Annotated in this window: 30 protein-coding genes and 2 tRNA genes; 11 read left to right on the top strand and 21 right to left on the bottom strand. The window is 49.8% G+C overall.

Annotated features, from left to right (window positions below; all coding sequences use genetic code 11):
* Position 1: 1 nt before the first annotated feature.
* The 18 genes from SE18_RS27750 to SE18_RS24655 all read right to left on the bottom strand — a co-directional run bounded on the left by SE18_RS27750 (position 2) and on the right by SE18_RS24655 (position 12537).
* Positions 2 to 160 (bottom strand): hypothetical protein, encoded by a 159-nt coding sequence (locus tag SE18_RS27750; RefSeq protein ID WP_170206290.1) that lies wholly within the window; start codon positions 158 to 160, stop codon positions 2 to 4.
* 33 nt (positions 161 to 193) lie between these two features.
* Positions 194 to 1045, bottom strand: a complete 852-nt coding sequence (locus tag SE18_RS24735) for a P22 phage major capsid protein family protein (protein WP_054537161.1) — start codon at positions 1043 to 1045, stop codon at positions 194 to 196.
* A gap of 39 nt (positions 1046 to 1084) precedes the next feature.
* Positions 1085 to 1666 (bottom strand): hypothetical protein, encoded by a 582-nt coding sequence (locus SE18_RS24730; RefSeq protein ID WP_054537160.1) that lies wholly within the window; start codon positions 1664 to 1666, stop codon positions 1085 to 1087.
* Entirely contained in the window at positions 1623 to 2990 is a 1368-nt protein-coding gene (locus SE18_RS24725; protein ID WP_054537159.1) for a phage portal protein, read from the bottom strand. The genes SE18_RS24730 and SE18_RS24725 overlap by 44 nt, the downstream gene beginning before the upstream one ends.
* A gap of 19 nt (positions 2991 to 3009) precedes the next feature.
* Complete coding sequence (locus tag SE18_RS24720) at positions 3010 to 4530, bottom strand: hypothetical protein (RefSeq protein ID WP_236706988.1); 1521 nt, start codon at positions 4528 to 4530, stop codon at positions 3010 to 3012.
* Entirely contained in the window at positions 4454 to 4981 is a 528-nt protein-coding gene (locus SE18_RS24715) for a helix-turn-helix domain-containing protein (RefSeq protein ID WP_054537158.1), read from the bottom strand. Before SE18_RS24715 ends, SE18_RS24720 begins: the two co-directional genes overlap by 77 nt.
* A gap of 41 nt (positions 4982 to 5022) precedes the next feature.
* Positions 5023 to 5325: a hypothetical protein gene (locus SE18_RS24710; protein WP_054537157.1), complete on the bottom strand. Its 303-nt coding sequence runs from the start codon at positions 5323 to 5325 to the stop codon at positions 5023 to 5025.
* Positions 5326 to 5434: 109 nt separating this feature from the next.
* Positions 5435 to 6187 carry a peptidoglycan recognition protein family protein gene (locus SE18_RS24705; protein ID WP_054537156.1) on the bottom strand — a complete coding sequence of 251 codons (753 nt, stop codon included), beginning with the start codon at positions 6185 to 6187 and terminating at the stop codon, positions 5435 to 5437.
* Positions 6184 to 6552: a hypothetical protein gene (locus SE18_RS24700; RefSeq protein WP_054537155.1), complete on the bottom strand. Its 369-nt coding sequence runs from the start codon at positions 6550 to 6552 to the stop codon at positions 6184 to 6186. The genes SE18_RS24705 and SE18_RS24700 overlap by 4 nt, the downstream gene beginning before the upstream one ends.
* Positions 6549 to 6911, bottom strand: coding sequence for a hypothetical protein (locus SE18_RS24695; protein WP_054537154.1), 363 nt, complete (start codon positions 6909 to 6911; stop codon positions 6549 to 6551). Before SE18_RS24695 ends, SE18_RS24700 begins: the two co-directional genes overlap by 4 nt.
* A gap of 117 nt (positions 6912 to 7028) precedes the next feature.
* Positions 7029 to 7403 (bottom strand): hypothetical protein, encoded by a 375-nt coding sequence (locus SE18_RS24690; protein WP_054537153.1) that lies wholly within the window; start codon positions 7401 to 7403, stop codon positions 7029 to 7031.
* Between the two features lie 148 nt (positions 7404 to 7551).
* Positions 7552 to 8502: a DUF4435 domain-containing protein gene (locus tag SE18_RS24685; RefSeq protein WP_160319551.1), complete on the bottom strand. Its 951-nt coding sequence runs from the start codon at positions 8500 to 8502 to the stop codon at positions 7552 to 7554.
* 22 nt (positions 8503 to 8524) lie between these two features.
* Positions 8525 to 9796 (bottom strand): AAA family ATPase, encoded by a 1272-nt coding sequence (locus tag SE18_RS24680; RefSeq protein ID WP_054537151.1) that lies wholly within the window; start codon positions 9794 to 9796, stop codon positions 8525 to 8527.
* Positions 9797 to 9868: 72 nt separating this feature from the next.
* A complete protein-coding gene (locus SE18_RS24675) occupies positions 9869 to 10861 on the bottom strand; it encodes a tyrosine-type recombinase/integrase (protein WP_054537150.1) in 993 nt (330 codons plus the stop codon).
* 109 nt (positions 10862 to 10970) lie between these two features.
* Entirely contained in the window at positions 10971 to 11201 is a 231-nt protein-coding gene (locus tag SE18_RS24670; protein ID WP_054537149.1) for a hypothetical protein, read from the bottom strand.
* Between the two features lie 10 nt (positions 11202 to 11211).
* Complete coding sequence (locus SE18_RS24665; RefSeq protein WP_054537148.1) at positions 11212 to 11562, bottom strand: hypothetical protein; 351 nt, start codon at positions 11560 to 11562, stop codon at positions 11212 to 11214.
* Positions 11563 to 11583: 21 nt separating this feature from the next.
* Positions 11584 to 11895 carry a hypothetical protein gene (locus SE18_RS24660; protein ID WP_054537147.1) on the bottom strand — a complete coding sequence of 104 codons (312 nt, stop codon included), beginning with the start codon at positions 11893 to 11895 and terminating at the stop codon, positions 11584 to 11586.
* A gap of 93 nt (positions 11896 to 11988) precedes the next feature.
* Positions 11989 to 12537 carry a hypothetical protein gene (locus tag SE18_RS24655; protein ID WP_054537146.1) on the bottom strand — a complete coding sequence of 183 codons (549 nt, stop codon included), beginning with the start codon at positions 12535 to 12537 and terminating at the stop codon, positions 11989 to 11991.
* A gap of 146 nt (positions 12538 to 12683) precedes the next feature.
* Here SE18_RS24655 and SE18_RS24650 point away from each other — a divergent pair, with 146 nt between their 5' ends.
* The 4 genes from SE18_RS24650 to SE18_RS24635 all read left to right on the top strand — a co-directional run bounded on the left by SE18_RS24650 (position 12684) and on the right by SE18_RS24635 (position 13938).
* Complete coding sequence (locus SE18_RS24650) at positions 12684 to 12905, top strand: helix-turn-helix domain-containing protein (RefSeq protein ID WP_054537145.1); 222 nt, start codon at positions 12684 to 12686, stop codon at positions 12903 to 12905.
* Between the two features lie 11 nt (positions 12906 to 12916).
* On the top strand, positions 12917 to 13345 hold the full coding sequence (locus tag SE18_RS24645) for a helix-turn-helix domain-containing protein (RefSeq protein WP_054537144.1): 429 nt from the start codon (positions 12917 to 12919) through the stop codon (positions 13343 to 13345).
* A gap of 39 nt (positions 13346 to 13384) precedes the next feature.
* Positions 13385 to 13600, top strand: a complete 216-nt coding sequence (locus tag SE18_RS24640) for a helix-turn-helix domain-containing protein (RefSeq protein ID WP_160319550.1) — start codon at positions 13385 to 13387, stop codon at positions 13598 to 13600.
* 74 nt (positions 13601 to 13674) lie between these two features.
* Positions 13675 to 13938 (top strand): helix-turn-helix domain-containing protein, encoded by a 264-nt coding sequence (locus SE18_RS24635; protein WP_054537142.1) that lies wholly within the window; start codon positions 13675 to 13677, stop codon positions 13936 to 13938.
* A 332-nt stretch (positions 13939 to 14270) separates the two neighbouring features.
* On the opposite strand, the gene SE18_RS24630 is transcribed toward SE18_RS24635, so the two are convergent.
* Both SE18_RS24630 and SE18_RS24625 read right to left on the bottom strand, forming a co-directional pair.
* A tRNA-Asn gene (locus SE18_RS24630) sits at positions 14271 to 14346 on the bottom strand.
* Between the two features lie 21 nt (positions 14347 to 14367).
* Positions 14368 to 14443, bottom strand: a tRNA-Asn gene (locus tag SE18_RS24625).
* A gap of 148 nt (positions 14444 to 14591) precedes the next feature.
* Between SE18_RS24625 and zigA the strand changes: the two genes are divergently transcribed.
* The 7 genes from zigA (at position 14592) to SE18_RS24590 (ending at position 22896) form a co-directional block, all read left to right on the top strand.
* Positions 14592 to 15800 carry a zinc metallochaperone GTPase ZigA gene (gene zigA, locus SE18_RS24620; protein WP_054537141.1) on the top strand — a complete coding sequence of 403 codons (1209 nt, stop codon included), beginning with the start codon at positions 14592 to 14594 and terminating at the stop codon, positions 15798 to 15800.
* Between the two features lie 398 nt (positions 15801 to 16198).
* The gene (gene nuoI / locus SE18_RS24615; RefSeq protein ID WP_054537140.1) at positions 16199 to 16705 is read left to right on the top strand and encodes an NADH-quinone oxidoreductase subunit NuoI; all 507 of its coding nucleotides are present in this window, start codon (positions 16199 to 16201) and stop codon (positions 16703 to 16705) included.
* A gap of 179 nt (positions 16706 to 16884) precedes the next feature.
* Positions 16885 to 17409 (top strand): NADH-quinone oxidoreductase subunit J family protein, encoded by a 525-nt coding sequence (locus SE18_RS24610; protein WP_054537139.1) that lies wholly within the window; start codon positions 16885 to 16887, stop codon positions 17407 to 17409.
* Positions 17406 to 17708: an NADH-quinone oxidoreductase subunit NuoK gene (gene nuoK / locus SE18_RS24605; protein ID WP_054537138.1), complete on the top strand. Its 303-nt coding sequence runs from the start codon at positions 17406 to 17408 to the stop codon at positions 17706 to 17708. The genes SE18_RS24610 and nuoK overlap by 4 nt, the downstream gene beginning before the upstream one ends.
* 42 nt (positions 17709 to 17750) lie before the next feature.
* Positions 17751 to 19802 (top strand): NADH-quinone oxidoreductase subunit L, encoded by a 2052-nt coding sequence (gene nuoL / locus SE18_RS24600; protein WP_054537137.1) that lies wholly within the window; start codon positions 17751 to 17753, stop codon positions 19800 to 19802.
* A 46-nt stretch (positions 19803 to 19848) separates the two neighbouring features.
* A complete protein-coding gene (locus SE18_RS24595) occupies positions 19849 to 21402 on the top strand; it encodes a complex I subunit 4 family protein (protein WP_054537136.1) in 1554 nt (517 codons plus the stop codon).
* Between the two features lie 18 nt (positions 21403 to 21420).
* Positions 21421 to 22896, top strand: coding sequence for an NADH-quinone oxidoreductase subunit N (locus SE18_RS24590; protein ID WP_054537135.1), 1476 nt, complete (start codon positions 21421 to 21423; stop codon positions 22894 to 22896).
* 603 nt (positions 22897 to 23499) lie between these two features.
* Here the strand turns inward: SE18_RS24590 and lon are convergent.
* Positions 23500 to 25932, bottom strand: coding sequence for an endopeptidase La (gene lon, locus SE18_RS24585; RefSeq protein WP_054537134.1), 2433 nt, complete (start codon positions 25930 to 25932; stop codon positions 23500 to 23502).
* Between the last annotated feature and the right edge of the window lie 117 nt (positions 25933 to 26049).

The following is a 26049-nucleotide window of genomic DNA, read 5'->3' as shown; positions in this document are numbered from 1 at the left end:
CTTATTTGGTGGAAGCTTTCTTGGTCTGCTTCCCATCGTCCGCAGCGGCCTGATCGATCGGCGCATCGACGACGCGATAGACCGGATCGGCGGCGAGCCGCTCGGCCAGTTCACCTTCGACTTCCCAAGTCACACCAGTTTCGGTATTTAAGACCCACATTCAAACCCCCTTGGGCTGCGCACGTGCGCGTAGCTAGCTGCGATTTGCGGTCATGACGGCGAAGGCAGTGGGCCGCACGACCTTGGCCCCATAGACATGCAAACCCTTCACGGCATCGGCAAACCGCTTTTCTGGGCGATAGCCTTCGACCTTGACGATTTGTTCGGCAAACGAGATGGCCATCGGGTGACCGGCCATAATCTTGTATTTGGCTCCGGCCACGTTGGGCACACTATTCGACTTCAACACGCGAAAGCCCGCTGCGGTGCCAATTTCGCCATTGCGCAACACCTGATCGCTGCTCGCCGAGCCAACACCGACGAAGCGATCATCTTTAAGCAATAAGCCGTGAAACCATGGCGGGACAATCGACCAGCGGCCTTCGGTTGGGACATTGGCTTCATCGAGCAGCGTGCCCAAATCGACCAGATAATCATAGGCATTAGCACTGGTGGGTGTGACCGGGGTGGTGTCATTGCCAATCACATTGCCAGCGGCCACGCCGGTATACAGCGAGGCGATGAAGGTATCGCTGACATCGCGCAAGCCATAGCTGGCTTCCTTCATGGCTTCATCCATCACACTGGGCTTTTGTTGCGCACGATCGATATCGTCGACTTGGAAGTTGAAGTATTTGGCTTGGTTGATCAGCAAAGTCATTTGGGCATCGGTCAAGGTTTCGGGATCACCAATATTGGTATTCTTGGTGTAATTCCCGATCGTGACCGGGCCAATGCTATTGATCTTGACGGTATCACCGACATCGCGAATCTCGCCTTCATAATCGCGATTGACCACGCCTGCTTGCCCATACACATGGGCGCGATGCAGATTTGAGAGAATCCGCGCACTCCAGACGACAGGAATGAAATTACTCAGGGCCATACTGATTCCTTTCTGGCACGCAGTGCGTGCAGTTCGTGCCTAGCTTTGGCGGGCTAAGAAGGCTTGAATCGCCTCCCAGTTGGTATTGATTTGTTCAGGAGTCATGCGTTCAATCGCGGCCTTGGTCAACGCCGGTGGCCGCGCCGGATTGGCGGGACTGGTTCCTATCGATGCTGGTGCCGCCGCGCCACCCGGGCCTGATTGCTTGGCCAAGTAGGGATAGGTTGTGAGCAATCTGGCGATCGCCGTATCAAGCGGTTTCGGTTGGCCATGCTCATCAAATTCCACCTTAACGAGGCGAGCTAATAACTCAGAATCCAGCCCATGGGCCGCAGCGGTTTGCTCAATCAGGCGTGCGCCGCGCTCGGTGCGCAACGCCGCGCGGTCGGCTTCGAGTTGTGTTTCCAACGTGGCCAAGCGCGCTTGCAGGGTTGCGACCCCGGTATCCGCAGCCGGCGGTGCAACCGGCGCGGGTGCAGCGGCAGGTTGGGGCGCTGGAGCAGGCACCGGTGCTGGTGCTGGCGCGGGACTTGGCGGTGCAGCGGGTGGTGTGGGATCACCACCATCGCCGCCGCCATCATCCGCGTTCAGCAGGCGATTCGGAATCAGGATTCGTCGCATCATCATCTCCTTGGTTTGTTATTGGGTCGTTGTCCGCTGGCGTTTCGGCCTGGCGTTGTTCACGTTCATGGGCGGGGTCATAGCCGAGCTGGGTCAAGATTGTGGCCTCACTCACGCCGAGCGCACGATCGGCCTGCGCAACGGCGCGTTCGGCCTGTGGGTCGGTTGGCAGCATGGAATCCCATACCACGGTGGTGGTGGTCTCAGCAAACCCACCAATGATCAGTAGGCGACGATTGAGTTCGCTCAGGAAATCGCCATAGAGCATGCGCTTTTGCACGGTCTTTTGCAGCAAGGGGCCATAGAGGATGTTCAAGGCTAAGCCACTCAGATTGCCCAAATCATCGACCTTGCCGGTGGCAATCTCGGGCGTTTGGGCCACCTCGTGAATACTGCTTTTGATTCGGCTATGATGCTCAAGGCTGCCCGCTAACTCGCTTTGCATCTCGACAATGCCTAAATCGGCATTCGCTGGAATGAAGACCGTGCGGTCACGCCCATGCTTGAGTTGGGCGGGGTCCATGCCCTTGGCCACGGTGAGCGGCTGGGCATAGAAGCGCACAATCCGTTGTTGGTTGGATAAGGTGAAATCACCGGCATTGACCAGGGCAATCAGGTCAGGCGTGATATCCGCCTCACCCCAGTATTCATTCGGGGCGGCGAGGTTCTGGCTATCGACGATCGGCGGGAAGGGATAGGGCCATGGCGCTTCATGCAGGGTATCAAAGGCCTGCTTATCCGGCTGACTCCGTTGGTCAAGAATGCGCCAGTCGGTGTCGGTGCGCTCGATGCGTTGGCGAATGCTGACCAGCACTTCGCGGTTGCCCTGCCATTCGTAGGCGGTGTAGTCAATCAGGTAGCATTCCACCCGATCCAGATCGTCCGCCGCCCAGCGCACGGTCACGGTCGCCGGATCGAGAATCACAATGCGTGGAGTGGGCTGATCGGGGTAGATGCGGGCAAAGATGTGGCCGCATAAGCAGCCATTGATGCCTTGCTTATAGAGCCAGGTCATCTTTTTCGCGGCAGTCCAAACACGCTCAAGATACTGGATACGGGCATCATCCGGCTGGGCATCCGGCACGGTAAAGGCAACCTGATCGCCAAACAAGAACGAGACCGAGGTTTGGACAATCAGCTTAATCAGGTTGACCCGCACGTTGTCGTTGGGCCGCCCCGCTTCAATCGGCAGCGGTGGGGTATCCTGTTTGCGATAGGCTTCCCACGCCGCGCGAAACTGCTGGAGGCGCTGAAAATCATCCGCCAAACGCTGCCCATGCAGATGCTGGCTAATGATGCTACTGGTGGCGGTTGGTGGAAACATACCCGTTCCTGCTGCTTTCTTACCATAACGTTGGGCCAAAACTGACAATCGGTGCTGGTGCATAGGCCAGATTGACGGCATCCATGCCATCGGGACTGCGCTTAATCCGTTTCTTTGTATCGGCTTTTGGCTCGACGACCCGCCGTCCCTGACTATCCTGCTTCCACGTGGGAGCCATCGCTTGGCGCCGTAACTCGCGGCGCGTCTCCGCATCAAGTGCGACGAAACTGAGGCGCTGCTCCATGGCCCGATCGGCCACGCTGAACCACAACTCGCTCCGGCGATTCGGATACTTCTCGGGATCGTAGGCCGTGCGTGCCCCACTTACCCCAAGGAAGGTGTAGCCGTCGGCGAGATCGACCACGCCGCCGCCGATGCCGTCATCGTCGATTTTGACCGCGATGGCGCGTCCATCGACCCCACATAGCCGTCCATATTCGTTGGCCAACTGTTTCAAGCGGCCAGCGGTTTCGACCGTACTCCAGCCATTGGCTGCTTCGTGATAGAGACTGTGGCCACCACGGCGCACATGAATCTCGGTATAGTCATCGCCATAGCGGGCCACATCACAGCCCAGTTCGCATGGCTCGTCATTGGTGGGCAAGATCAGGCTTTCCGCTACCTGAAACGCGCCATCACTCCAGACATTGTTTGTGGCCTGCGATGGCCAGCGCCCCAAGAGCCGCGCTTCGGCGATCGGTCCAGGGCGATACCAGGCATCGCGCCATAAAATATCCGTGGCCCGTTTTGGCTCTTCGGGACTGAGTGCCCGACACCACTTCTTGAGCAAGGTATCGACGCGGCTCAGGCGAATCGCCGAGGGAAACGGCGGCGGGAAGCCCTGCAATTCGGCCAGAATGTTGGGATGTTCCAGCACGCTCATCGAAATGACATGCCAGCCGCCACTCAATTCCTCAGCATAGGCTTGCGAGCTGGTGTCGGTCGGATTGAAAATCGCCAGCCATGCGCCGCCTTCGTTGAACATCGATTCGGCGGTTTCCCAAAATACACTGGCCACGCCAACGGCTTCGTCAAAGATGAACAGCGTATGCGGCGAGTGATGGCCTTGAAACGAATCGCCATCTTTGGCCGTGAAGCCATAGGCAAAGTGATCAGGGCTACTTTCCAAACGCGGCGACTTGGGTCCGGTAAAGCCCGATCGTCCGCGCCGCTGCATCCGCACTTCTTTCCAGAGCAGGTCACGCACTTGGCGATCGGTGGGCGCGGTGGTGAGCACCAGCCCGGGATCAAAACTGTCGTACCACCAGTTGACTAAGCCACCACCGAGGTGGGTTTTGCCAACCTTATGGCAGGCTTTGACCAACGTGCGATACGGCGGCGTGAGCAACGACCGCGCGATCAGTTCCTGCTTTGTCCACCAGACTTCCCCTAACACCTCGCGGGCATAGGCCACGGGATCATGGGCATAGGGCAAGACGGTGCGTTTGCCGCCAAAGGCCAGACTAAGATCGGAAAAGAGTGAATTCCAGAGCGTGTCGCGCCTGGAGGATGGCAAGGATGCGTTGTTTGGTCGATTCATCCGCCTCTCCAATGGCATCGATCACTGCTTGCTGAAACCGCCGTACTTCGTCGACATCGATCAATAACTTGAGAATGGCCAGGCTGGTTTTGATGTGCTCGCGCACTTCCCGCAGCGCCGCGACATGCACGGCAATGGGCGTGCGACTGGTGTACTCGCCATCGACTTCGACAATCCCCGCGTCAAGCTTGCTCACCAGATCGAGCACCCGTTGGTAGTTCTCACTTAATGCTGAGCGACTATCCCAGAGCGATGAGCCAGCCCGCTCGACGACCGCCGCATGCTGCACGAGCGTCGGCGCGGTTGCCGTCGGCAGTGATTCGAAAAAACGCTGCACGGTACTGACCGATAAGCCGAAGTCCCGCGCGATTTGGCGTTGGCTTGATCCCGCTTTGGCAGCGGCGAGCAGCTGGTTGGCAAGGTCATCGGTAATCGTGCTTTTGCGTCCCATGGCAGCCTCAGGGTGATCCGAAATTGATTCGAAATGATGCGTTAGTGATTCGATGTATTGGATGTGTGACCTGATAGTGGTGCTGCGGGCACGAGGGCCACCAACCGCAGCAGCCGTTGGCGGACGGTCTGCACATCGGTCGCGAGTGTGTCGACCTGTTGAAGCACCGCTTCGAGCTGCGCGCGCGTGACCGTGGCCATGGGGCGCTCACCCCGTTTTTTGAGCAGGCGATGGGCTTGATCTTTGCTCAGGCCCGCAATGCGCCCCGCTGCACTTGCATTGCCACTGGCATCGTAGGCCTGCCAAAACAGCGTGAGTTGGTCAGCTGGAAGGCGACGTGGCATGAACACTCCTTGAAAAATGATGCGGTGGGGCGGGGGAACACAGCCAAGTTGCTGCTCTAGCCCCGCCCACGGCGCAGCCGCACCGCCGCTGATCGTCGCCAAAGCGACATTATGGGTGGGTTCGCCACCACTGTTTAAAGCGTTCCACTTCCTCGGTAAACAACCATTCGATCGTGCCCTGCGCCGTAAAGCGTGCGCCGCTGCGCTCGAAGAGTTGATACTGCTGGCCATCGGGATGGCGAAAGAAGGGAGTCAACGCATAGCCGGGTGCGAACTGCGAGGGATGCCACAGCCCACCACTGGTTTGCCATGCCACCTTGAGTTCTAGGGCCACCGGATAGGTTCCGGCTGGTTGCACCGGATCGATGAGGCTATCACGCCAGGCATAGAAGCTGCGATCAGTCCAGTCGGACGGATCGGGCTTGCGTCCGGCAGGGAGGGCGACAAAGCGATGGGTTTCAATCGCGCCAAGCACGATCGACCAGTCAGCCATCAGGCGTTGGCAAAGCCACGCGAGCGCGGCGCGTTGTTCCGGTGTCCATGCTTCGCCGACCGCATGATGGCATTCGATTCCAATCGAGCGACTGTTGATCCAGTCATCCTTCGCCGCTCCCGCATGCCAGGCCCGATAGATCGGCGGCAGAATCTCAGCAATCTGGCCGCGTTGGCCAACCAGATAGTGCGCACCCACGCCGCTACTGGTTTCCAAGTAGTCGGCTTCGCCGTCAAAGCTGCTGCCGCGATTGCCATTGGTCGTGTGAATCACGACGGAACTGGGCTTGATGCCTTTCGGACGATAGTCCCAGCCCGTTCCAATTGGGCGATAATGCTTCCGCCAGCGCAAATCGATCACGAAGGTCATGAGGTGGGTGCTCCAAATTGCTTCTGATATTCGGCATGCAACAAGTCAACGAGAAACTTTGGATCAAAGCGCAGGCCCAGCTCGCCTAAGTAGCGGCGTGCCGCATCCACACCCTTTTCTTCGATCTGGTGGCGCACGCCCTCGGGCGTAATGCCATAGCTTTGGGCTACCCGCAAGCCAACCTTAATTGCCCCATAGAGCGTGTCACGCTCTTCGTGACTGAGCAGGGCCGTGGCTTTATCTTCGAGCGCGCGGGCAATGCGGCGACCGATCCGCGCGGCGACGGCGAGCGCCAGCGGGACGAGCACGGCGAGGAGCAGCTGCACGAGAGTGGTCACGAGGGATGGTGAAACAGCGGTGGTCATACGGTCTCTCCTTTTTTGCTAGGTTGGCGTTGGGTACTGGGTTTCGGACTTGGGCGTGGATGACGTAAAAAGCCAAACAGCTCGGCTAACAACTGGGTATGGACTTCTTGGCCTGCGCGCAGGCGACTCATTTCATCCGACACGACTTCCAAGGTGTGCTTCAGCCCGGTCATGGCGACGGTGTTGTCGATAAAGGCGGTCAAGACCTTGGCTTCGGCTTGGGCTTCGGCCTTGCGGCGTTGGGCCACGAGGTCGGGGCGCAGCCGTTCTTTGAGTAATGGCCAGACTTCGCGGTAGAGGAACCACCCCACCAAAAAGAGGCTGGGGCCATAGAGTTTGAGCAAGTCTCCTTCGGTCATGGGTGATTCCTCCAACGGGCATAAAAAAAGCGGCCACCAACCCTCAGGTGAGGGTTGATAGCCGCGTCTCGTAACTACTGACTATCCATATGATTCTATTGTTCCGACTGAGGCGCTTCAGGCCGCAGCGGATGGACGACGGAGCATTTTTGGCACCTCGATCGGCGCAACAATGGGCGGATGATAGAGCATCAGGGCTGCTTCGGTATAGCGATGGCGACTAAAGGTCATCTCGCCTTCGATGTACAGCGTCCCGCTGCCGCTCAGGAATTTCAACGCTACGGCATCGATTCGGGCTTCAAATTCATGATTGCTTTCGCCTGGGCGAATCCGATAGGTGAAGCGTGCGCCGCAGAGCCGCCGCTGCGTGGGTGTGCTGGGTGTTGCTGGATTGGTGTCGAGCGGTGTTCCCCAGACAAAGTACTTGGTGCCAAATTCCGTTGCATCCGCATCCGGATCGCCATAGATGGTGCGTAGCGTCTCTGGAAGCATATCCCCTCCTCAGTGGGGAAATAAAAAACGCCCCGATGTGTTGCACACATCGTAGGCGGTCATCCGTCCTTACGGTACGAATACTATACCAGTAGTCATGAGCGATTGTCAAGTAGCTCTATTGATAAGTATATATTAGTTTAGATAGTTATTGTAAGCAGAAATTGACAACATCGTCACAGAATACTTCTTGATTATTAAGATACCGATAAGACCAGATAATTGTACCAATACTAAATATAGTATTAGTATCAAATTTGCGTGAATTCTGAAATGCTTTCTGCCTTTTATCTTCAGATAATCCATTTGTAATACTATAAACACATTTACTAAATGTATCCCATAAGAATTGTAAACCTATATGACCATGACAAATCCATTGAATTTTATCAACGTCTAAAATTGAAACCTTTCTATAAATATATAAAAATTTTTCACTCATTTCATTAATAACTTTATCTTCTAATTGGAATTTATTTTTAATAAAGAAAATCCAATTATCTAGATTGAATGAAAAATCATCATTTATTTCTATATATTTATGAAATGGGTCTTTGTTAATTTTATTGATTTTATTAAAAAGAAATGCTGTTATACTTATAGCGCAAGCTGTTTTTAATGAATCAATAAATATTTTCTTGAATAATATAATCGCCATGTTTTTTTGATTATTATTAAGACTTGAGAGATTGTAAAATACTTCTCCTAATATAGTAGAATTGAATAAATAATTTTCTATGGAATGTCCTCTAGAACAAATCGTTAATCCATCAACATTATGATTTGAGATAATATCAACTATATTTGGTTCAATAATAAACCCCCAAAATTCACGATCAATAAAACTTAAAAAATTTTTTGGTTTTATTTTATAATTAACAAAATCACTTATAAATAACACTCTTTCTCTAACATTTTCTATACAAGACCTTAGAAGTTCTCCAACAATATCAATATCTATATTACCTAAAAAATTACTATATTTTTCAACTAATCGTTCGGTAAACTTAGAGATCATCTCTTGATCACTATTTCCTTCAACTAAGATATGTTTCTTGTTACTCATTGTAATATACGTTAAATATACATCCATATCCATTCTTATATCTCTTTGCATATAATTAACCTTCAACTTCAAGTTTTTTCATATGATCCATATGATCGGCAGATATAAACGGAGAATGTGTACATACTATTAACTGTTTATTTTTTGGCCGTTTATCCTTTATTTGACTCATTAATTTCTTTAGCAAAAGTCTTTGCCAGTCAACATGTAAGGATATCTCAGGTTCATCTATTAGTATTATTTCTTTAGAACTCATATATGTTGCAGTATATAGAAGAGTAATAATTTGACGCTCCCCTGAAGATAAAGATTGGAAATTATTATATACTTTATTATTAGATGTAACAGATATCTTATACTCATCATGACCATCTTTATTGCTTGATATGATAAATTCTAACTTTTTATCTTCAAAGAATTCATTGACAGAACTTAAATAATTTTCTATGTGTCGTAAAAATAATGTTTGTTTCTTAGATCTATCCTTAAGTATATCTCTGAAAATACTAAGTATAATTGTATTTATTGTATCCGTTTTTTCATCATATTCTGAATTAATTATATCTGATATATTACGAAGTTTATTAGTGATTTTTTCTGGATAAAAAGAACTTCTAAGTACGGATTTATTATCATGATTAATAATTCTAAGTATATCCATAATTATTTTATTTTTACCTTCCAAGGATTTTATATCTTTATTAGCCACTAAATCAATCATTTTATAAAATGCATTTACTAATAATTCATTTTCTATATCAGAAATTGATAATCTTGCTGATTTTATTTCATCATTTATTTTTTCTTGGATTTCAATAGGAGAAACATAATCTATATTGGGAATAAAATTGCTAAAAGTTTCTCTTGCTAATTTTGTTATTGAATTTGAACTATTATTATTTTCATTATTTCCTGATAAATTCATAAAAAACCATGCATCTATCATTGTACGAAATGCAGGAAAATACCCTACATCAAATAATAGATTGTTGAATAATAATTTATTTATTAATTCTGAATTAATATTGCTTCCTCTTTTTGATAACTTAATAAAATCATCGCTATTAATATAAACATCAATAGAATTTTCATTATTCAAAATCATAATATGATTATAATTACTGAATTCAATTAATATTCTAGAAAATTGAATATATTTCAATCTTCTAAGATCTCCTGTAAGAATATTTGCTATTATATGCAATAAAGTGGTCTTTCCTGATCCATTATTTCCATAAATGATATTAAGCCCTGATTGAAAAGACTGTTTAATTGTAAATCTATCATGAATATTATATGCTTCGATTTGAGTAATATATACCGACATATTGTTATCTCCTAATAAATACAAATTTCTCGAGATCCAGTGACTCTCAATAGATAGACATACTTTAATCAGTTATATATTATCACCAATAAGGGAAACAAACGGTACATGCAATGCATCAGCCGCCGCTTGCTTTGCGCGCTCACCCCGCCGATCATAGCGACTGGTGGTGTTGGCATTGCTATGGCCAGCGAGCCGAGCCACGGTCAAGACATCGGTTCCGGCATCGAGTTGATCGCTAATAAAGGTTCGCCGAATATCGTGTGGGCTGAAATGCCGGATATTCGCTTCCTTGCCCCGCCGCTGGCACAAGATATAAATCGCCTGATCACTAAGGCGCTCATACATCTGGCCTGCCACACCACCAGCTTGTAAGCGCCAAAACAGTGGCCCTGATTCATCGCCGCGTACTGCCAGCCACTCGTCGAGGGCATCACGCGCACCACCGCGTACATATGCTGTTCGAACCTTGTTCCCCTTGCCACGAATAGTCAGCATCGCCGTTTCAGGATTGAAGTCTGCCAGATCGAGATTGACGATCTCGGCGCGCCGCAAACCTCCAGCTGCATAGGCCAATGCTAGAATCGCTGCGTCACGCCGCCCAACCGGTGATGAATCAGCAGCACACGCTGCGAACAAGGCACGGAGTTCGGCAGCGGTCAGCGATCGGCCCGCTGCGGCATCAGGGGTATTGCCTTTAACCGTTTTAAGATCGACCGCTCGGGTGTAGTCCTCGCCACTTATTAAACCCATGCGCCACGCCATTTTCAGCACCCCGCGTAATGCCGAGAGCATGAGGTTGGCGGTTGCTGCTGATTTGCTACTGGCGAGCTTGGCCCACAAGGCTTGGGTATGTTCAACCCGCAGCTGCGCCCATGGAACCACATGCGCATCGGTAAAGCCCATCATTGTTGCCAAACTATGCAGCTGCTTCTCCATGGTGCGTTGACTATTGGCACTTTGCAGACTGGCAATATAGGCAATGAAAGGATTCGTTGTTGATTGGATTGCCGTTGGTGTAGTTGTGGCAAGGGTGGTTAAGGCGAGTGAAAAATCATCGTTCATGCTCGACTCTCCAGCGGTTTGTATAATGTGCATTATCATAACCGTTTCGCGCTAAAAAAACATCCGCCAACAGCCTGATTTGAACTGCTGGCGGGTCATCCATCATCGGTCAGTCAATCGCGATATCGAGTCCATCGGCTTCGCGATCAACGAGTGGCGGGAGAACTTCACCAAGAGTTTCTCGTATCCATTCTGTCAGATCGGTCAAGGCCGTCCCATAGCCATCAAGATAGCCAGCATCCCATTCAGGATGTGGACCAGGGAACGCGTGTATGTCAGCAATGTGCGCGGCCAAGCGGGTGGCCACATAGCGACGAATCGCCGCAGCGGTTAATTCCATAGATCCTCCGCTAGGGCTTCTCAGTATGATCGCACCAGTTGCCATCAGCATCGGTATGGTTGCAGCTCCAAAATTTGTAGGGCTTGCCGCCACGCCGCGTTCCTTGGCGCAGCTGCAAAGCTGTCCCATGCGTTGGGCATGTTCGTTGTGCAGGAGCACTGGGTTGCGCAGCGGCTGTGGCTGGTTGAAGCGTATGCGCAGTTGGTGGTTGCGCACCGATCGCTTTTAACCGATCAATAACCACCTTTAGTTGATCGGCAGTTGCACCGGCGACCGAGGTTGTGCAGGGAAAGCCATCAAGCGTGAAGTGAATCTGGTGCTCAACTTTAATGGTTGCCTGGGTTGGAGCGGTATCAGCCATAACGATAATCCTCTCTATTAATTAGGATGCAACCCAACGGGTCAAGGTTTCCAGAATAGCCGGAACATCAGCACGATGGACAACCAAGCGCGAGCAGTTGCGCACGAGCACGACACCCCAGGTCGTTGGTAGCATGCGGAGCGTTGCGACAGCTTGCGGTTCACGCCATGCTGCTTCGGTGGCAACGATTGCATCCAGCTCTTGCTCGGCCAAGGTGTAGGCTGTGTTATCGTCGATGCCTTCTTCTTCCTGAATAATGGTCGCGAGCTGCACAATAGCGCTGGCGCGAGCCAAGCGTTGGCAGCGATCGGAATTGACATAGTTCTGTGCCATCAGCTATCATCCTTTTCGTGACCGAGGCATAGGGGTCGAATCTGTACCTCGGTCATATGTGGCCCTTTGCTGCTTTGACGAGCAGTAAAGGGTTTAATAGTTAATCCGGCGGCTGGTCGTTGTCCGCTGCTGAGCAGCAAGTGTTATTGGGAGCGAGGGACAGGAGAGGGAACGGAATTGGCTGCGGACGGCCTGTTCATGGGCCTCGATACGTTCGGCATCAGCATAGCGGCCTGCGCGAATAGCGCGTTGCCAGTTGCGGCTCAAAATCACCATGGTGCGAGCAAGTGCATCAATTGGCGTATTCACATAGGTGGTAGCCGTGACCACAGGCATGGGAATCAAATCGACGACTTCGAAAGAAGCAACTCCAGCGCGCGCTTCTTCATCCATTAAAAAGGTAGTCGATTCCTCACCAGCATCAGCATTGGCTTCGGTGGCTGATTGAACAGCAGTAACGGCCATTACTGCTTCAGCTTCCTCAACGGCCCGATTATCCAGTTCAATCAATTCCAATACCAAGCGATTGCAGACCATACGTGCATCCAGATCGGTGGGGAATGAGCCAACATATTCGCCGTTCACATAAGCATCGAAATCCCGATTCTTGAAGTTGTAGGTGACCGATTTTGTGTGTGCCATTGATTTAACCTCCTTGATGATTTATATAATATTATAAATCTAGCTTTATAGAATGTCAATATAATAGATTACTATTTTTATTGATTGCGTAGTATATGGTATATTTTATACAGTCAAGATAACGATTTACACATTCAGGAGTAGCAATGATTTATTTGCGTATTGGAGAGATTGTTGATGAACGAGGATGGAATATACAACGATTTGCTGATGAAACTCATCTATCTTATCCGACAGCATATGGCTTATATAAAGGTAGAATAAACAGAATAGACTTAAAAACCCTTGATAGTATTTGCGAAGCGTTGGGTATAGAGCCTGGTGAAGTTTTTGTACGCGAGCCAAGAACGAAGGAGCCTGTAGAGTAGCGGAGGATTGAATGATTATATTGAATATAGGAATATTGGCTAAATCTAAGGGATTATCAATCCAAGATCTCGCGGATAAAGCTGAGATTTCCTATAACACTGCCAAAGGTCTCTATCGTGGCTATACAACACGCATAGATCTTCCTATTTTGGATAAGGTTTGCACAATCCTCGGGGTTTCTCCAGGAGATCTATTAACTCAGATAGCCGATGATGACATACATGCAGGGTATCAAACTATGGCAAAGTTGAGAATCAAAGAGCTTGCACAGCAACATGGCATAACAACTGCCGCAGAATTAGCCCGTGAGGCTAAAATAGGTCAAACAACTGCGTATAAGTTATGGGACGGATCAACATATCAACCAAATATCGATACCTTAATAGCAATAGCTGATGTATTAGGTGTTAAGATTGATGATTTAATCATCTATGAATAAGAAATTGTTTACATCATTATTTATACGAGAAGAATGCTAATGCTATTACGATTTAAAATTCATGAATTAGCCCAGCAACAAGGTATCAAAACGGCTGCCGAGCTGGCTCGCGAGGCAAAGATTGGCCAAGCAACTGCGTACTCTCTCTGGAACAATGATCGCCATGATGCAAATTACTCAACCTTGCTTGCTATTGGTAGAGTTTTAGGTGTGAAACCTGATGAACTTGTAGAAGTTATTGACGGCCTTTCATAGTAACTATTCATCCATTATATTGACAATATCTCAACTATAGTCTATCATCTCAGCTATTCCATTAGGGGGTAGCCATGAGCAAACGGATATTTCGCAACAACTTGGATGAAATTATGTGGCGGAGAAAAATTCAAGTCACCGATTTGTCCAAGCTTACAAATATCTCTCAATCTCGAATATCGGCTATCAAAAACAATCCCTATATCAATCTAACAAGCGATACGATTGCTCGTTTTTGTGAGGCTTTAGGGATCTCGCTGGCCGATTTTGGTGACTTGGTTGAAATTGAGGAAAATCCAGAATCTAAAATAGAACTAGCTCATCTTACAGCAGCCTAAAAACCTGCAAGATGAGCTAGTTCTATTTGTGGTAAAAACTGAAGTTGTTTTGCCGACGCTCACCAGTCTTACCACGATAAGCTAGTTACCCCTATAAGAGCAACGCACCTTACCAATTGAATAGATAAAGGGGACAAGATTCTTGGCAAACTGAGACAGTTTTATGAATGGTAGCTATTCATGCTACCGCTGCCAGTTGCACCAATCAGGAATAAGGTGGTTATCCCTGATTATTTATTGATACCAAGCGACTGTGTTTCACGCAGTGCTTTATTTTTTGTGCTTAATTGACAAACGCCCAAATGATTGCTCAGATGGACGCTTGTCGATTGTGGCTCCCTGACTAGGACTCGAACCTAGGACATGCTGATTAACAGTCAACCGCTCTACCAACTGAGCTATCAGGGATTATCAATTTGTAAAAGAAAGTGGCTCCCTGACTAGGACTCGAACCTAGGACCCATTGATTAACAGTCAATTGCTCTACCAACTGAGCTATCAGGGATTATTTGTTTGTCTGCTTTCGGCAATTTTGCCGTTCAACAGTGCTGAAGTATAGCCTAATTTGGCGCTTTTGTCAAATGCTGCTTGACGAATTTGAAAATCGATTATAATGATACATGGTATCAATAAATAAGCAAGGATTATACTCAATGGCGAAGTTGCCGCTTCCGGTTACTGTACTTTCGGGCTTTCTCGGGGCTGGAAAAACCACCTTACTCAATCATATTTTGGCCAATCGCGATGGGCTGCGGGTCGCAGTGATCGTTAATGATATGAGCGAAGTAAATATCGATGCGCGCTTGGTGGGCCACGGCGATCTGGCGCTCAATCGGGTTGAAGAACAATTGATCGAACTCAGCAATGGCTGTATTTGCTGTACATTGCGCGAAGATTTGCTACTTGAAGTTGGTAAATTGGCCCGCGCTGGGCGGTTCGATTATCTGCTGATCGAATCAACAGGCATCTCCGAACCCTTGCCTGTGGCTGAAACCTTTACCTTCGAGGATGAATCTGGCGTTAGTTTGGCTGAAATTGCCAAGCTCGATACGCTAGTGACGGTGGTTGATGCACTTAATTTTTTGCACGATTTCAATGCTGCTCACGATTTGCGCGACCGTGATTTGGCGATTGACGAAGCCGATGAGCGGACACTGGTCGATTTATTGATCGATCAGATTGAGTTTTGCAATGTGTTGATCATTAATAAAACTGATTTGGTTAGTGCCGAACAATTAACCCATTTACACGAATTGCTGAATAAACTCAACCCGCAGGCCAAGATTATTCATGCTCAACATGGTCAAGTGCCGCTCAGCGAAATTCTGCATACTGGCTTGTTTGATTTTGATCAAGCGAGTGCTGCGCCTGGCTGGCTGGCCGAATTACGCGGCGAGCACACGCCCGAAACTGAGGAATATGGCATTCGTAGCTGGGTTTATCGGGCACGCCGACCATTTTCTGCCCAACGCTTTTGGGAATTTGTGAATAGCGATTGGCATGGCGTGATTCGGGCCAAAGGTTTCTTTTGGGTGATTTCGCAGCCAACAACTGCTGGTTTGCTTTCGCAGGCGGGACAAAATTGTCGGGTCGAGCCTGCTGGCGAATGGTGGGCTGATAGCGATCAAAGCGAGTGGCCGGAAACCGCCGAGGAACGGGCTGAAATCGAGGCCTTGTGGAATGAACAGGTTGGCGATCGGCGCCAAGAATTAGTCTTTATTGGCCAAGCTTTTGATCAGGCTTGGTTGCAACAGCAATTAGATGCTTGTTTACTGACAGATCAAGAGTGGCAGCAACCAGCTGAATGTTGGCACATCGATGATCCGTTTGCAGGCTGGAATGAGCAAGAAGTTGTTGGCTAGGTTTTGATCCACGAAGGACACGAAGGGCCACGAAGCTGTGACGAAAGGCTACAGGCTACAGGCTTTTGGCTATCGCGAATGAGTGTCATACGAGAAAACGTTCCGATAGCCAGTAGCCTTTTGATCTCGCTTTTGAGTTTTGACCTTTGACCTTTGATTTGGTATTTCATTCTTCATCCTTCATCCCTCATCCTTTCCTATGCTCTTTGTTCTTCTTTTCCTCCCTCATACTTCATCTTTCATCCTTTTCTCATCCTGTTTGGCTTATCAAGAGATTGTGATAAAATAAACACGCCCGCGACGGCACCGATTCGAAAAACATTGCACCGCCGCTTGACGCACAGTGGCGGTTTTGGCGTGAACGCCATGGGAGTCACGCACCGAGAAAGGAATCGCCAATGCTGAAAGGAACGATGGCCTATTTTAAGGGTCTCAAAACCACGGCGAAATATCTCTTCAAAAAGCCTGTGACCGTTGAATATCCTGAGGTCAAACGGCCTGTCCGCGAGCGCTTCCGAGGGCGGCATGAACTGAAGCGTTTTGCTAATGGTTTAGAGCGGTGTATTGGGTGTTCGCTGTGTGCTGCTGCTTGTCCGGCAGATGCAATTTATGTGGTGCCTGGCCAGAACGATCCGGCGAATCCACGCTCAGCAGGCGAGCGTCATGCGGCGGTGTATGAAATTAATATGTTGCGCTGTATTTTTTGTGGCTACTGCGAAGATGCATGCCCGACCAACGCAATTGTGCTTGAGCACCAATATGAATTAGCCTTCTACGATCGCCGCGCCTCGATCTATACCCAAGATATGTTGTTGGTGCCGGTCGATAAAGGCCACGGCGAAGTGCCACCAGTCTTGCAACAAACTGGCAAACAACTTAACCCACCGGCCCAAATAGACCTATAAAAGGTATGAAGTATGAAGGACGAAGTATGAAGGATGGGCTAATTGAGGCTGAATTTGCTTCCTCTGGGCCCAAGCTTCTACTTTATAGCTTAGGGTAGCCAACGGTTCAAAGTGTGAAGGGCGTGCCAACGGGGTTTGAATTTCATCCCTCATCCTTCATCCTTTATCTGGGAGTGTCCATGGAAACATTTTTGTTTATCACCACGGCCATTGTGGCGGTGGGGGCAGCCTTGGCAATGGTGCTGAGCAGCAATGCAGTGCATAGTGCGCTGTTTTTGATTTTGAATTTCTGCTCGGTCGCCATTTTATATTTTTTGCTGCGCGCGCCGTTTCTCGGTGCAGTTCAAGTGACGGTTTATGCTGGCGCGATTATGGTGCTCTTCCTGTTCGTGATCATGCTTTTGGGCGCTGAAAATGCTGAGCTCGGCGAGGAGAAGATTGGTTGGCAAAAACCAGCTGGCCTGATCCTTGGGGTCGCATTGTTGGCTGAGATTGGCTATGTGGCCTATCGCGGCACCAAGTTGATCGACGCCCCTGTGGCCGATGCGACCAATATTGGCGCGCCAACCACGATCAGTGCCAAGCTTTTCAGCACCTATCTCTTGCCCTTTGAAGTCATTTCTATTCTGCTCTTGATTGCAGTAGTCGGGACAGTTGTGCTGACCCGTCGGCGGGTGGTTGCCCGCGAGGAGCGCCAATCGTGATTTCAACCAATGCCTATGTATTGCTGAGTGCAATTCTGTTTACGATTGGGGTTGTTGGGGTCTTGGTGCGCCGCAATGTAATCATCATGTTTATGTCGGTTGAGTTGATGCTCAATTCGGCCAATTTGGCGTTAATTGCGTTTAGCCGTGCACGTGCTGAAAGCGATGGCCAAATTATGACATTTTTCGTGATTGCAGTCGCTGCGGCAGAAGTCGCAGTTGGTTTGGCGCTGTTGGTGTCGATTTTCCGTGCCAAAAAGACCACCAATATCGATGACGTGAATACGCTCAAGGGCTAGGCAACGGCCTTGCACCTTGCCGAAGTGTCTACTGGAGAACTTATGGCGGAATTAATTTGGCTTGTGCCGTTGCTGCCACTGCTCGGTGTCGTGATCAATACCCTGTTGGGGTTGAACGATTTGCGGCGTAGCCGTGCCAACGCTCACCACGACCATGGGCATGATCACGGGCATGGCCACGCTGACGCGCACCACGGCCACAGCGATAACCCAAGAGCAAAACGCTCTGGCTTGATCGCGAGCCTGATGGTTGGTTTGGGCTTTGTGCTGACCCTCGTAACCCTCGTTGAGTTGCTGGGCATGCCTGCCCCAACCACGTTGGGCGAAAATAACCGTTGGTTTGACGTAACTTATTGGAACTGGATGGCTTTTGGCGATTTGAAAATCCCCTTCGGGTTTTTGATCGACCAACTTTCAGTCACCATGATGCTCTTGGTCACTGGCGTAGGGACGTTGATTCACCTCTATGCGATTGGCTATATGAGCCACGACGAACGCCCGACCCGTTTCTTCGTCTACCTCAACCTGTTTATTGTGGCAATGTTGATGCTCGTGATGGGCAACAACTTTGTGATGCTGTTCTTGGGTTGGGAAGGCGTGGGCTTGTGTTCGTTCTTGCTGATTGGCTTCTGGTTTGAACAACGCGACCCACCATGGGCTTCGGTCAAAGCGTTTGTTACCAACCGGGTTGGCGACTTTGGCTTGTTGATGGCAATGTTTGCAATTTATGCCTTGGCGCGTAAGCCCGATGGCACGTTTTTGCATTCATTGATCTTCCGCGAAGTCTTGGATCAAGGCACGGTCTTCTCGCTGCAACAATACAGCACTTTCTTTCTGGGCACGCAATACACGGCAGCTGGGGCGATTGCCTTTATGCTGTTGCTTGGCGTAACTGGGAAATCGGCGCAAATTCCGCTGTTTGTCTGGTTGCCCGATGCAATGGCTGGCCCAACCCCGGTTTCTGCCTTGATTCACGCCGCAACGATGGTTACTGCTGGCGTGTACTTGATGATCCGCACCCACCCCATCTTTGAATTAGCGCCATCTGTTCAAAGCACCGTAACCTTTATTGGGGTTGCAACGGCGTTGGTCGCTGCTTCGATTGCGCTTGGTCAATACGACATCAAGAAGGTGTTGGCCTTCTCGACTGTTTCGCAATTGGGCTTTATGGTGGCGGCAGTGGGTATGGGAGCATACGTTGCCGCGATGTTCCACCTGCTGACCCACGGGATTTTCAAAGCGCTCTTGTTCCTTGGCTCTGGCTCGGTGATTCACGGCTTTGGCAACGAGCAAGATATGCGTAAAATGGGTGGGTTGCGCAAGAAAATGCCCACCACCTTCTGGACGTATATCGTCGGGACGATGGGCTTGATTGGCTTCCCGTTGGTTTCAGGTTTCTGGTCGAAAGATGAAATTATTGGCCATGCCTTCGATCACGATCATCGCACGGTTGGCATATTGTTGATTGTGGGCGCGGTTTTGACCTCGTTCTACATGGGTCGCCAAATCTCAATGGTCTTCTTTGGCGAACAACGCGATCAACACATTCACGCTCACGAGAGCAGCCGTTGGATGACTGCCCCGTTGATCGCCTTGGCCTTGTTGACGCTTGCCAGTGGTTTGATCAACGTACCTGGCTGGCATCCACTGACCACTTGGCTTGAGCCAATCGTCGAAGAAGAAGCTGCCAAGTTCCACCTCAACATCGCCGCAATTGTGACGATCTTAGGTTTGCTTGCCTTTGCAGCTGGCTTCTATCTCTATAATTGGGCAGCCAAGCACAAGCGCATCAAGCCCAACCAACGCGACCTGTTGCACCACTGGGGCGGCGATTTCTACGCCATCCTTGAGGAAAAATGGGGCTTTGATGCCTTGTATAACGCGGTGTTAGTCAAGCCATATAAGGCTTTGGCCAGCTTCTTTGGTAAGTTCTTCGATGTCAAAATCATTGATGGCATCGTTAATGGCACGGCAGAGCTTGTCGGCTTGTCGGGTCGCGGCTTGCGAACGTTCCAATCGGGCTATGTACGCTCGTATGCACTGATGTTTGTGATCGGTGTGGTGATCGTGCTTGGCTTCTTTGCGTTGCGCTAGGACGTGAAGCGCAGGCTCCGGCTTGTTTCTTCACAAGGAGTAACCCTTGACGAATACAAACGACTTAGGTTTTACGATCTTATCGCTGGTGGTGTTTTTACCCGCCGTCGGTGCGATCATCCTGGCGTTTATGCGCGGCCAACGCGGAGCAGCCCGAATTTTTGCCTTGGGCTGGAGCACACTCGTTTTCGCCGTGTCATTGCCACTTTTGTTCAATTTCAAGCACGATGCCGCTGGTCTTCAGTTCTACGAATATTTCAACTGGATTCCTGATTGGGGCGTGCGCTACGAGCTGGGTCTTGATGGCATTAGTTTGTGGTTGGTGCTGCTGACAACCTTCGTCACGCCATTGGCAATTTGGAGTGCCTGGAATGTTGAAGACAAAACCAACAACTTCTTGATGCTAATTCTGTTGCAAGAAACGGGCATGTTGGGCGTGTTTCTCGCCCAAGACCTGTTCTTGTTCTATATCTTCTGGGAATTTACCCTGATTCCAATGTATTTCTTGATTGGGATTTGGGGTGGCAAGCGCCGCATTTATGCCACAGTGAAGTTCTTCTTGTATACCTTCGCTGCCTCGGTGTTTATGTTGATCGGCATTATTGCCTTGGGCTTGCTCAATTACAAGTATTTGGCGCAACAAGGCTTGCCAACTGATACGGCCTTCCAAGTGCAAACCTTGATGGCCAATATTAATCAATTTGGCTTGTCGGATACCCAATTGAAACTGCTGTTCCTCTCATTCTTCGTGGCGTTTGCGGTCAAAGTTCCATTGTGGCCTGTCCACACATGGTTGCCCGATGCCCACGTTGAAGCCCCAACCGCTGGCTCGGTAATTCTGGCAGCGGTGCTGCTGAAAATGGGCGGCTACGGCATGATTCGCTTCTGCGTGCAGTTGTTCCCGCAAGTTGCCCAAGAATGGGCACGGCCAATTGCCTTGCTGGCAGTGATTGGGATCATCTATGGCGCAGTGCTTTCATATGCCCAAAGCGATATTAAAAAGCTGGTGGCTTATTCATCAGTCAGCCACATGGGCTTTATCGTGTTGGGGATTTTCGCGCTGAATGAAGTTGGTTTGCAAGGTGCAGTGTTGCAAATGATCAACCACGGGTTGAGCACTGGCGCATTGTTCTTGCTGATTGGGATGGTTTACGAACGCACTCACACCCGCGAGCTGGCCGATTACGGCGGTTTGTGGAAAGTTGTGCCTGTGTTTGTCTACTTTCTGTTGTTTGCCACCATGGCCTCGGTCGGCTTGCCTGGCTTGAACGGCTTCGTTGGCGAATTCTTGATTATGCTCGGCGCATTCGATTCGCCAATCGGCTGGACGTTTACCGCGTTTGCCGCAGTTGGCGTAATTTTGGCAGCGGTCTATTTGCTCAAAATGTTCCAAGGCATTGCTTCGGGGCCATTTAGCGAACGCCGCACGCCGCACCTGAGCGATTTGACTCGCCGCGAAGTAGCGATTTTGTTGCCACTCTGTATCCTGATGTTGGTAATTGGTCTCTACTCGCCATACTTTACTCGCCCAATGGAAACAACGATCAAGGCGCTTGAAGCCTTCGTTGCTAATGCTGCGCCACTGATTGCTGGCCAATAAGACGGAGCGTGAGTTCGAATGAATGATTTAACATTTATCACGCCGGAGATTAACTGGACAGTCTTAGGCATGCCAGCATTCCTGATGATTTGGGCGATGTTGGTCTTGATTGTCGATATGTTTACCTCGGATCGGCGGGTTCTGATCACGCTATGCCTGATTGGGCTGGGCGTGACTGCGGCGCTTGGTGCGCTGGATTATGGCTTAACTGTCTCAGGCTTTTCAGACATGTTGGTGTTTGATAAGTTTGGGGTGTTAGTAAATTGGATTTTGCTGGCAGGTACAGCATTGACCTTGCTGATTGCCTTTGATTACATGCCACGCCAAAATCTCAACCAAGGCGAGTTTTATCCCTTGGTGTTGTTTGCAACCTCTGGGATGTTGTTCTTGGTTCAAGCAACCGACCTTGTAACGATCTTTATTGGGGTTGAAACGCTTTCGATTGCCTTGTATGTGCTGACCGGCTTTGCCGTACCCCAGTTCAAATCGGGCGAAGCAGCGATTAAATATCTGTTGCTTGGCGGTTTTGCGGCGGGCTTTTTGGTCTATGGCATCGCCTTAATCTATGGCATGACTGGCAAAACCAACTTAGCCCAAATTGCCACCGAATTGAGCACCTGGCAAAGCACAGGCAAAGCACTTGATGATCCAATTTTGTTGGCTGGAGTGGGCTTTGTCTTGATTGCCTTGGGCTTCAAGGTTTCAATGTTTCCCTTCCACGCTTGGACGCCTGACGTGTATGAAGGCGCGCCCACGCCAGTAACCGCCTATATGTCGGTTGCCACCAAGGGTGCTGCGTTCGCCGCCATGTTGCGCTTCTTGAACGTGGCCTTCCCTGCGCTCAAGCCAGAGTGGCAATTGCTATTTGGTTTGTTTGCAGCGGCAACCATGGTGTATGGCAATATCGTGGCAGTTGCCCAAAGCAACCTCAAGCGCATGTTGGCCTATTCGTCGATTGCGCACGCTGGCTATATGTTGCTTGGCGTGTTGGCTGCCAGCGAAAAAGGCATCAGCGCCTTCACGGTTTATCTTTTGGCCTATACCTTGACCAACCTCGGCGCGTTTGCTGTGTTGATTGCTTTGGAAAATCGCGGCATGCCCGTATTTGAACTGAAGGATCTGCGTGGCTTGGGCAAACGTAGCCCACTCTTGGCGCTGGCGATGACCGTGTTTATGTTCTCGTTGGCTGGCGTGCCACCAACAGCAGGCTTTGCCAGCAAGTTTGGCATTTTCCGCGCTGCCTGGGATGCGAACCTCGATTATCTGGCGATTATCGGGGTGATCACCAGCGTCGTTTCAGCCTTCTTCTACTTGCGGGTGATTGTGACGATGTGGATGCGCGATGCAGAAGCCACTGAGCCACAACCAACCTATGCCACGGCCTCGCTCTCCTTGGGCGTACTCGTCGCAGTGATTGGGATCGTCGCGGTTGGCTTGTTGCCAAACATCTTCACCGATTTGGCCAAAGCTTTGGTCTTGACCGTCGCCCAATAACGTTTATTGCTTGGTTTTGCTTCCCTCATGAACCTATCGGTTTGTGGGGGAAGCGTTTTTTAAAGGATGAAATATGAGGGATGAAGGATGAAGAAGAACATAGAGCGAAGAGCATAGAACATAGGGATGAGGTCAAAAATTAAAAGGCAGAAGGCAAAAAAGGGATTAGGCTATGGGAAGAGAATCAAAACAATCTGTGCAATCTGTGGCTAAAAAATAAAAGCCTTCGTATGTTTCGTGGATCGGCATTTAACGCAGAGGCGCAGAGAAGATATTGCTATTGGCTCTAGGCGTTGGGCTATTGGAGAATATAATCTAGCTAATCTGGGTAATCTGTGGCGAAAAAATAAAAGCCTTTGTATGTTTCGTGGATCGGCATTTAACGCAGAGGCGCAGAGAAGATATGGCTATTGGCTCTGGGCTTGTGGGAACAGAATCCAAACAATCTGTGCAATCTGTGGCTAAAAACTGAACTTTCGTGCCCTTCGCGTTCTTCGTGGTTTCAGCGGCTATTTTGACTTTTGACTTTTGATTTTTGACTTTACAAAAAACACCCCTCTCCTCAGGATAAGGAAAGGGGCGTTGAGTGAAACATCAACCTATTTAGCTGGCGATCACGTCTTGGCGAATAAACGGCATTAGGGCAATTGTTAGCACTTCGTCCATGGTTTCGACCGGAATCAATTGCAGATCTTGGCGCACTTTTTCTGGCAGATCAACAATATCTTTGGCATTTTCCTTGGGCAAAATGAAGGTTTTGATCCCAGCCCGATGAGCTGCCAAGGTTTTTTCTTTCAAGCCACCAATTGGCAGAACTCGGCCACGCAGCGTAACTTCGCCAGTCATGGCAACATCACGGCGTACCGCTCGCCCAGTCATGGCCGAAATCAATGCGATCGTTAAGGTGATCCCTGCCGATGGGCCATCCTTGGGCACTGCACCTTCGGGAACGTGAATGTGAATTGAGTGCTCGTCAAAGTAATTTGGCTCAATACCCAATTCTTTGGCTCGATAGCGCACATACGACATTGCTGCTTGCGCCGATTCTTTCATCACATCGCCCAATTGACCAGTTAGGCGTAATTCGCCTTTTCCAGTCAATGGCAGGACTTCGAATGAGAGAATATCGCCACCGGTTGGTGTCCAAGCAACCCCAGTCGCAACCCCAACTTGATCTGCAGCTTCGGCCATGCCAAAGCTAAAGTGTTCGGGGCCAAGGTAGGTTGGCACGTCGGCAGCATCAATTAAGAATTTAATTGGCTCAGCTTTTTTAGCCTTCTTACGCCGTTTCTTACCTTCTTGTGGTGCTTCCTCGTCCTGCGATTCGGCAACCTTGCGGGCAATTTTGCGACATAACGCTGCAACTTCGCGCTCAAGGTTACGCACGCCAGCTTCGCGGGTATATTCGCGAATCAGCTTCAAGATTGCAGCATCGGTCACTTCTAATTGGCTGGTTTCGAGGCCATGGAACTCGCGTTGCTTCGGCAACAAGAAGCCTTGGGCAATCGCCAGTTTTTCATCCTCGGTATAGCCGCCAATCTCGATAATTTCCATGCGGTCGCGTAGCGGTGCTGGAATTGGCTCAAGTTGGTTGGCGGTTGCCACAAACACCACTTGGCTCAGATCAAACGGAATTTCCAAATAGTGATCTGAGAAGGTGTTGTTTTGCTCAGGATCAAGCACTTCTAGCAAGGCCGAAGTTGGGTCGCCACGGAAGTCATTGCCAATCTTGTCGATTTCGTCCAGCATAAAGACAGCTTGGCGCGATTTGGCGGTTTTCATGCCCTGAATAATTCGCCCTGGCATTGCGCCAATGTATGTGCGACGGTGGCCGCGAATTTCGGCTTCATCGTGCACGCCACCCAATGATTGGCGCACGAATGGCCGATCCAAGGCGCGGGCAATTGAGCGGCCAAGGCTGGTTTTACCAACGCCTGGAGGGCCAACGAAGCACAAGATTGGCGAACGCATTTTGCTCCCAGCGAGCTTGCGCACCGCCAGATATTCCAAAATCCGCTCTTTGACTTTTTCCAAGCCATAATGATCTTCGTCGAGCACTTGGCGCGATTGCACCAATGAAATTGCCGCAACTTGATCGGCATTCCAAGGCAGGGCAATAATCCAATCGAGATAGGTGCGAATCACGCCTGCTTCTGGCGAATTCATACCTTGTTGGGCCAAGCGCTTAATTTCGTGCAAGGCTTGATCTTTGACATATTGCGGTGCATTCAGTTCATTGACTTTGCGGCGCAATTCATCAATTGGATCATCGCCATCGTCATCTTCGCCGAGTTCACGGCGGATAACGCGCATTTGTTCGCGCAAGAAATACTCTTTTTGGCCTTGATCGAGCACTTCTTTGGTGTCGGATTGAATTTTGGCGCGCAGGCGCAAGAGTTCTAATTGACGGGCCAAAATAACTTGGACTCGATTCAAGCGAGCCAATGGCTCGGCCTCATTCAACAATTCCAAGCGATCTTGGAACGAGAAGGCAGGGCCGTAGGTCACAAGGTCGGCCAAGTGGCCAGGCGTGTTAATGCGATGCACAAAAGCAACAGCTTCTTGGGGAATTTCGCCTAAATAATCGACAAATTCAGTAATTTGCTGTTTGACTGTATCCATTAATGCATCGACTTCGATGCCTTTTGGTTCTTGGTCTGGCAAGTAGCGGCAGGCTACGCGATAGAAGGGATCGCTCTGAACACAATCAACAATCTCAGCGCGGGTAATCCCTTCGAGGACAATTTTTACCGTGCCATCGGGCAATTGGGAGAAATCTTCCAAGCGCGCGACCACGCCAACTTTGGGTAATTGTTGGGGTTCGTGGCCTTTGTAGGCTTCAATTTCGGCCTCGGAAACAAAGATCAACAAAACGTGTTGATCATCTTCCATCGCTTGTTCCATGGCCCGATAAGACTTGCCCTGCCCAACCTGGAGCGGCACAGTCATGTGCGGCATGATCACAATTTCGCCCAATACCACCAGTGGTAAAGTGCGCTCGGTTCCTGTACGAGGGCGGTCTTTTTCTCGGGTCATATCAAAAATCCCTCATTTCGCTGTGGCAGAATGGCCACACAGAGTGGGTTAAAAGCAGCATAATACGTCTTTATAGTATACGCTAACTTATCTTAACGGCAAGCCTCGATCGTCCTG

Source organism: Herpetosiphon geysericola (assembly GCF_001306135.1).
Lineage (GTDB): Bacteria > Chloroflexota > Chloroflexia > Chloroflexales > Herpetosiphonaceae > Herpetosiphon > Herpetosiphon geysericola.
The sequence above is the reverse complement of the archived record's forward strand: the minus strand, read 5'-3'. Positions and strand labels throughout refer to the sequence as shown.